The organism is Microcoleus sp. Pol14D4, assembly GCF_036701245.1.
In the GTDB taxonomy this organism is placed as follows: domain Bacteria; phylum Cyanobacteriota; class Cyanobacteriia; order Cyanobacteriales; family Microcoleaceae; genus Microcoleus.
On sequence record NZ_JAUBQM010000139.1, the window covers coordinates 1 to 7,400 of the forward strand.

Below are 7,400 nucleotides of genomic sequence, written 5' to 3' on the forward strand. Positions count from 1 at the left end.
ACCCAGACAGGCTCGGAACTCAAAACTCTCATCGGTCATAGTGACTGGGTAAGTGCAGTGGCGATCGCACCAGACGGAAAAACAGCGATTTCCGCTTCAAGGGATAATACCCTGAAAATCTGGGACACCCAGACAGGCTCGGAACTCAAAACTCTCATCGGTCATAGTGCCTGGGTAAATCCAGTGGCGATCGCACCAGACGGAAAAACAGCGATTTCCGCTTTTGGGTATAATACCCTGAAAATCTGGGACACCCAGACAGGCTCGGAACTCAAAACTCTCATCGGTCATATTCACTCGGTACTAGCAGTGGCGATCGCACCCGACGGAAAAACAGCGATTTCCGCTTCAGAGGATCAAACCCTGAAAATTTGGGACACCGAGACAGGCTCGGAACTCAAAACCCTCACCGGTCATAGTGAATCGGTACGAGCAGTGGGGCTCGCACCCGACGGAAAAACAGCGATTTCCGTTTCAAGGGATAATACCCTGAAAATTTGGGACACCGAGACAGGCTCAGAACTCAAAACTCTCACGGGTCATCGTGGCCCGGTAACAGCAGTGGCGATCGCGCCCGACGGAAAAACAGCGATTTCCGTTTTTGGAGATAAAACCCTGAAAATCTGGGACACCGAGACAGGCTCGGAACTCAAAACTCTCACGGGTCATAGTAACTGGGTAAGAGCAGTGGCGATCGCACCAGACGGCAAAACAGCGATTTCCGCTTCAGACGATAAAACCCTGAAAATCTGGGATTTGCTTAATGGCAAACAAATTGTTAGTTTCAGCGGAGATGCTGAGTTTAAGTGTTGTGCGATCGCGCCTGATGGCGTGACAGTTGTAGCGGGCGATGTGTTCGGCCGGGTGCATTTCCTGCGATTGGAGGGAGTTAGCGGCGGGGGATAATCGGATTTTTGGGTCGATTCGGGCGATCTAATTTGAAATCCTCGGCGGTTGAAATCCCGGCGGTTGGAAACCGCGTCTACACAAACGATGTCCGCCTACGCGGACGAAGAGGGTATTTGGAGATTGAAAATCATCGGGTGAAATCTTCAACCCGCCTTCGCGGGTTTTGTCTGTGTAGACGCGGTTTCAACCGCCGGGGTTTTTGGGTTTCAACCGCCGGGTTTTTGGTGGATGGGCGATCGGATTTTTTGTTGATCGGGCGATCGAATTTGAGAGAAATGTGCGATCGGGCAATAAGTTGTTCACCAATAAGTGATTAATGGAAACCCGATTAGTGCGATCGTTACTTGTTTCTCGGATTCTCTCAGGTTCAAAAAGATTGTGAGTAAAATAAACGGGGTTTGCGTCAGTTGTTTTTGTAAGTGAGTCTGGTAAAATGTTGGTAACATATTTTTGGGAATAGGCAATCGTGTAACAATTCTGCTGCCTATCTTTTTAAACCACAACACAGCTCAATCCTTACCCAGTCTGGATTTGGGGCGGGTTGTCACCCCCCATCACACTAACAATCCTATTTTTTAATAGTCGCTTGCAAATAAAGCAGCGGGTCTTCAGCAACCCAACCCAAGCCCGAATTGTACCGAACTTCAAAATGCAAATGAGATGGCGGAATGTCCCGTTTTCCCGTCATCCCCACAGTTCCCAAAACTTCTCCAGACTGCACTTTTTGACCGACTTTTACCGCAATATCTTTCAAATGAGCGTAGCGCGTTTGCTTCCCCGCTTCATGGTTCACCACCACTAAATTCCCGTAATCCCCCTGCGGCCCGGCAAAGGCGACAGTCCCCTCGCCCGCGGCCAAAACCTGCGTACCCTCCGACGCCAAAAAATCTACCCCGCTGTGGAAAAAAAATTCGCGCCGCGCCGGATGCAATTGCCGCCCGTAACGCAAAGCTTCCACTGCTGGCGCGGGCAGCGGAAATCCTTGCACCGATGGCGTTGCATCGGGATTGATAGAAGGCCCGATCGACCTATTCACCCCTGGCACAAACACCGTTTTCCCCAAAGGCCTGCACCCATTCGCCTCAAATAGCAAATCGGCAGGCACTTTGTAAGCTTCTGCCAGTTTTTGCCAATTCCAGCCCGCAGGCACTTCTACCTCGATGCCGCTGTACGGAGGAATGACGATCGCACTTCCAGCAGATACTCCACCGCCCCCCAACATCGGATTTATCCCCATCAGCGCCGCCGGGCTCACATTGTACTGCCGCGCGATGCTTTCTATTGTTTCGCCCTGGGCCACAGTGTGGCGGCGCAGCCGAGACATAGCCGGACTCGGACAATCGCGGGCGGGGTCGGGGTTTTCCACAGGTGTACCTAAAGGAAGATTTGCAGGTGGGATCTCGGTATTTGCCGCCGTTTTCCCAACGGGTGCGATCGACCAAATTAGTGCAGAAATCAGCGGAAATAAGCGTTTCAAAGTCATTATGTACATAAAAAAGTATTCATTTCGGACAGTTGACAATTTTAAAATCCTGTGAAACTGCATATTTGAAAGCTCTAGCCACTCCCCAGACTGTAAATCCCAGGCTAAGCCAAGTTAGGATGAGAATTATTAGTTTGAGTCGCTCTTGGCAAATCCGGCAAAATTGCCTGTGATGCTGATGGGCACCTGCCTGTTAACAGCTATGTTCTTGAGGAAGCGGTACGCCCCGCCCCGCTTCCTTCCCGTCGCCAAGACAAAAAAGCTTGATTCGGAACCTGTCTGCGGGGATGAGGTATTTAGCGGGAGTTATTAAATGAGTTTATCTTTTAAGCAAGCGACCCTTTATGTGACTCTGCTGTCAATCGGCGGAGGTATGGGATGGTTGGGAAATCGCTATCTGCAAGGCTCAAACAATCTGGAAACCGGATTGGTTTTGCCAGTAGTACGCCAGCAAATCCCCCCCTATGCGTCTCCTCCAGTTCTGGAAAATCGGGCGGTCGATCGCAGCAATCCCAATTTTATTGCTGAAGCAGCGGAAAAAGTCGGCCCGGCTGTAGTGCGGATTGACGCATCCAGCAAGGTAGCGAATCAAGTGCCGGAAGCTTTCAAAAATCCTTTGTTTCGTCGGTTTTTTGGGGAGAATTTGCCGCAGCCGGAAGAACGAGTCAAGAGAGGTACGGGTTCCGGGTTTATTCTCACTTCTGACGGCCGCATCGTTACTAATGCTCACGTTGTCTCCGGGACGGATACTGTCAAGGTGACTCTCAAAGACGGCCGCGAGTTTGAGGGTAAGGTGCAGGGAGTCGATCCGCTGACGGATGTTGCTGTAGTTAAGATTAATGCTAAGGAACTGCCGCAGGTGGCTTTGGGCAGCTCAGACAATATTGTACCGGGACAGTGGGCGATCGCGATCGGCAATCCTTTAGGTCTCGACAATACCGTGACTGTGGGCATTATCAGCGCTACGGGTCGATCGAGTTCTCAAGTCGGCATCCCCGACAAGCGAGTCCGCTTTATTCAAACCGACGCCGCCATCAACCCCGGCAATTCTGGCGGCCCTCTGCTCAACGACCAAGGCGAAGTAATTGGTATCAATACCGCTATCCGCGCCGACGCTCAGGGCTTGGGATTTGCAATTCCGATTGAAACCGCCAAACGAGTTTCCGATCAGCTATTCGCCAAAGGTAAAGCCGAACATCCCTATCTCGGCATTCAAATGGTCAGCTTGACTGCCGCCACCAAGGCAGAACTCAACAAACAGCTCGATAATAATAAAATTACCCTCGATCAAGGCGTAGCCGTGACGCGAGTCGTGGAAAATTCCCCCGCTCAAAAAGCCGACTTGCGCCCCGGAGATGTCATTCAAAAAGTTGACGGAATTGCGGTTAACACTCCTGGGGATGTGCAAGAACGGGTGGAAAACACCGTTGTGGGCAAAGAACTCGAAGTGGAAATTAACCGTTTGGGTCAAGTTCAGAAAATTAAAGTACGTCCGGGTGCTTTTCCCCTATCGGGTAGCTCCGCCGGTGGGTAATACAATTTTCGAGGTTCGATTAAAGAATAGGGAATAACTTACGGGATAAGGATTTGGAGCTTACCTACAGTTGCATTCTTTTTGGACACTGCTATTAGTTGCAAACGGTGGAGGATGAAAGATAAATCGGATGCTTTATAGTCCTGGACGCAGCAACCGGGTTTTTTCACCAAAACCGTCGGTGTAGCGCGAGGGATATCCGGTTAACAGCCCGGTTTCTTAATTCCCTGTGCCTCCACGATTCAGGATTATGGATTTTTCTGAACTATAGCGGTTCTCAGATAAATGAGGTATACAGAAACCCTGTATTGTCAAGCTTTCCAGGTCAAAATTCGTACCTCACCTTTTTGAGAAAGGCTATACTTTCATCTTTCTGGCTTCCCCAACCCGTCGATCTTTTTACTTGTCTTTGGGTGAATTTGGTTTAATCGAGCTGGTGCTTGCTAAATTTTCTTCGAGGTGCATCCTTTGCTCCATTTGCCTCAAAAAATAGCCTGTCATCATCGCTGAAGCTAGCAAACCTGCTAAGTTTTCGCGATCGGTGGTAATTTCGACGTTAAAATTTTCTGAAGGCAAAACGCCGACAAGTCCTTGAACGTTATGAGAGATTATTTCTCTGATGTCGGGGCTGACAGACTTGGCGACGCGGGCTAGAACCTCCGGGGATTGGTGTTGGAGGTACTTCAGCAGTGGATTGACTGCGGTTTGTTGGGCATTGGATGTGTCAAAGTCAGGGTGAAAAACCATTTGGCGATTCTTAATTTCTGGCTGGTTACATTCTACTTCAAACTACTCGTCATTGCTTGGGTACAAATTTGCCTGAAAGTCAATTTGCAATTGTTTTGGCAGTTGGTCTACTTGAAAGTACCGATGAAATTTCTCGGTAACTTGTAACCAATACGACCGCCCCTCAGTGGGCCGCCGTTTGCGGACGAAACCCATTTCTACCAGTTCCTGCACTTGTTGGTAAGCTCCGGAACCTCGCAAGTTAACTAAATCTGGCTGAGCGATGCCGCCTTTGAGGGCGATCGCAGCCAGCGTCCGCAAAGCTCCCACACCTAATTCTGGAGGTATTAAAGTTTGCATTAAACTGGCAAACTCTTCTCTGAGTTGCAGGCTGTATCCTGTGGGGGTTTCGACGACTTCTAATGCACTGTCGCGGTGGGACGAGTCAGACATGAGTTCGATGATGGCGTCTTCGGCTTCGGCTCGATCGCACTTGGCAATCTCGGCAATTTCTGCGATCGACACTGGCTGACCTTTTAAGTAAAGTATGGCTTCTATTGTTGTGGCTAAGCGAGTCATTTGGGAATTAGTAACGAGGAATTGGGACATTGAAAGAAGAAGGACTCAGAAAAACAACAGTGATCCGTATTTCCGTAACTTCCGTGTCGTGAATAATGAGAGTTAGTAATAAACATTCCCCTTACACAAATTTTTAATATTGTAGATTAGGTTGAGGAAGAAAACCCAAACTTTCAATTTTATTTTTTTATATCAGTCCGAGACGCATAAATATATAAAGTTTCTGGATCTCCTGAGTTTATGGTGTAAAATATATCAACATAGACAGATGACGGGGTTATGACCGATTTATGGTAAAAAAAGATGGGTTCAGTATTGTTAAGAAGCCCATCATTTAAAAATGTTACCTCAATCATACCCAATTTGTTTCCAACAGCAGCTCAAAAACGCCAAATACTTGAGTCTGACTATTTTAATTTTTATGGTCCCAACCCATAAACAAGTGAGTATTGAGTTATTGGCGAAATTGATGCCATACCCAATAATGTTTGAGAGCCGACGACGTTCTATTCAACGATTTCTCAAGCTACCTATCCTCAAGATTGAAAAACTTTGGTTTCCTCTGCTTAAATAGGGCTGGCTGAAAAAGCCTAAAACCTTTACAGAGAAAGACTTTGACTGGTTTGAACGCTCCGCGTGTGCAAACTTATGAGCTAAAATCTGTCCAAAGCCTAGTACAACATCACTTTCGTAATGTACAGAAAAGTTGACCCAACCCCAAACCCGCCATCCAACTTTGACTTGCCTTTTGAGGGGCAATTGTTAGAAGATAATCGTTGGGTAATCATGGCGAAACTAATTCCGTGGTCAGCATTTGAAGCAGAATATGCTCAAAACTTTTCCGTAGATATGGGAGCTCCAGCGAAATCTTTTCGGATGGCATTGGGAGGATTAATTATGAAAGAAAGGTTAGGAACCAGCGATCGCGAAACAATAGAACAAATCCGAGAAAACCCATACTTACAATACTTTATAGGCATGACCAGCTATCTTCTGTCAAGCACCATTCGACTCATCAATGTTGGTTCATTTTCGACAGAGAATAGGTGTCAACCTAGTCAATAAAATCAATGAAAAAATGGTCAAAGAGCAGACCGAAGCACCAGGCAAAGTAGTCGATAAAAAGTCATCGGACATCAGCGATCCGAAAAATCAAGGAAAATTAATATTAGACGCAACCTGCGCGCCAGCCGATATTAAATATCCTAACGACTTAGGAATATTGAATCAAGCCAGGGAACAAACCGAAACAATCATAGATGCTTTGCACACTCAAATTCAGTCACCACTAAAAAAAAAACCAAGAACTTATCGAAACCCAGGGTAAACGCATCTAAATTAATTTGACAAACACCTAAATTCGTGCATTACTAAATAACTAAAAAAACTTTTAAAAATCATTAACTTTAACCACATTTAAGCAAATTAAATCAGAACCTTAAGATTTTCTAAACTTCTTAAAGCCGGATAATTTTCCTTCTTAGATAGGTGTTATATTTCGAGCATTAACTGGCAGAATTTAAAATTTGCACTAAATAATTATTGTCCATTGCCGCTCGATACCGTTTCATTTTTAGACTTTGTTTGGAAGTTTTTTCTTGTTTTAGTAAATTTATAGCCAAGCGACGTAGAAGTGCAAAATTTTCGGGAGAGTTCTGTTTCCGAATCCGGCTTTCATCTTCACAAAATGTCACATCAAGCGTCCAATGTAAGCTATTTTCAATGCCCCAATGACTGCGGATAGCCCCAGCAATTATCTCAGCATTACTGCTTAAACTACTCAAATAAAAACGAGCTTCAGTCGTGGTTTTATTCCACAGCCGTCTTTCACGTTCCTATCATGACAACTGTTTTTAATCCCGTCCATAATTCTTGATTATGCAGAGGTGGCAACTCAGATACATCAACAGTCCATACTTGTCTTTTTTCCACCCGATGATGTCCAGCTTCTATTTGTTCGTAATAGCTATACTCTCTACCTAGAAATTCTTCTTTTTGGGCTAATTCAAACCACTCTTTTACCGCTTTGTCGAGGAGTTTTTGATTGCCTTTTAAAGCTAAAACATAATCTCCTTTTTTCGGTTCTACCGAACCTAGAGCGTCGGTTCAGTATTAGGTATTGACAAGAAAAAGGCTGTATGCAGTTACCCGGTCAATGAGTTCGACTCT

5 protein-coding genes and 2 pseudogenes are annotated in these 7,400 nt (G+C 46.2%); 3 read left to right on the forward strand and 4 right to left on the reverse strand.

Annotated elements, in window-relative coordinates; genetic code table 11:
* Nucleotides 1-906: pseudogene (locus QUA33_RS27000) on the forward strand (WD40 repeat domain-containing protein); the annotation flags it as partial.
* Nucleotides 907-1,477: 571 nt separating this feature from the next.
* Here QUA33_RS27000 and QUA33_RS27005 read toward each other — a convergent pair.
* On the reverse strand, nt 1,478-2,392 hold the full coding sequence (locus tag QUA33_RS27005) for a M23 family metallopeptidase (RefSeq protein ID WP_333183230.1): 915 nt from the start codon (nt 2,390-2,392) through the stop codon (nt 1,478-1,480).
* 313 nt (nt 2,393-2,705) lie between these two features.
* Here QUA33_RS27005 and QUA33_RS27010 point away from each other — a divergent pair, with 313 nt between their 5' ends.
* Complete coding sequence (locus QUA33_RS27010; RefSeq protein ID WP_333152701.1) at nt 2,706-3,926, forward strand: HhoA/HhoB/HtrA family serine endopeptidase; 1,221 nt, start codon at nt 2,706-2,708, stop codon at nt 3,924-3,926.
* 399 nt (nt 3,927-4,325) lie between these two features.
* Here QUA33_RS27010 and QUA33_RS27015 read toward each other — a convergent pair whose 3' ends face one another.
* Both QUA33_RS27015 and scpB read right to left on the reverse strand, forming a co-directional pair.
* Nucleotides 4,326-4,673: a DUF760 domain-containing protein gene (locus QUA33_RS27015; RefSeq protein WP_015177249.1), complete on the reverse strand. Its 348-nt coding sequence runs from the start codon at nt 4,671-4,673 to the stop codon at nt 4,326-4,328.
* A 42-nt stretch (nt 4,674-4,715) separates the two neighbouring features.
* Nucleotides 4,716-5,231, reverse strand: coding sequence for an SMC-Scp complex subunit ScpB (gene scpB, locus QUA33_RS27020; RefSeq protein WP_333109076.1), 516 nt, complete (start codon nt 5,229-5,231; stop codon nt 4,716-4,718).
* 693 nt (nt 5,232-5,924) lie between these two features.
* Between scpB and QUA33_RS27025 the strand changes: the two are divergent.
* Nucleotides 5,925-6,546, forward strand: a pseudogene (locus tag QUA33_RS27025) (transposase); the annotation flags it as partial.
* 190 nt (nt 6,547-6,736) lie between these two features.
* On the opposite strand, the gene QUA33_RS27030 reads toward QUA33_RS27025, so the two are convergent.
* Entirely contained in the window at nt 6,737-7,015 is a 279-nt protein-coding gene (locus tag QUA33_RS27030; RefSeq protein ID WP_333152703.1) for an ISAs1 family transposase, read from the reverse strand.
* Nucleotides 7,016-7,400 lie beyond the last annotated feature (385 nt).

Coding starts and splice junctions, on each gene's coding strand:
- scpB (WP_333109076.1), bottom strand. CDS start 5,231: ATGACTCGCTTAGCCACAACAATAGAAGCCATACTTTACTTAAAAGGT.
- QUA33_RS27015 (WP_015177249.1), bottom strand. CDS start 4,673: ATGGTTTTTCACCCTGACTTTGACACATCCAATGCCCAACAAACCGCA.
- QUA33_RS27010 (WP_333152701.1), top strand. CDS start 2,706: ATGAGTTTATCTTTTAAGCAAGCGACCCTTTATGTGACTCTGCTGTCA.
- QUA33_RS27005 (WP_333183230.1), bottom strand. CDS start 2,392: ATGACTTTGAAACGCTTATTTCCGCTGATTTCTGCACTAATTTGGTCG.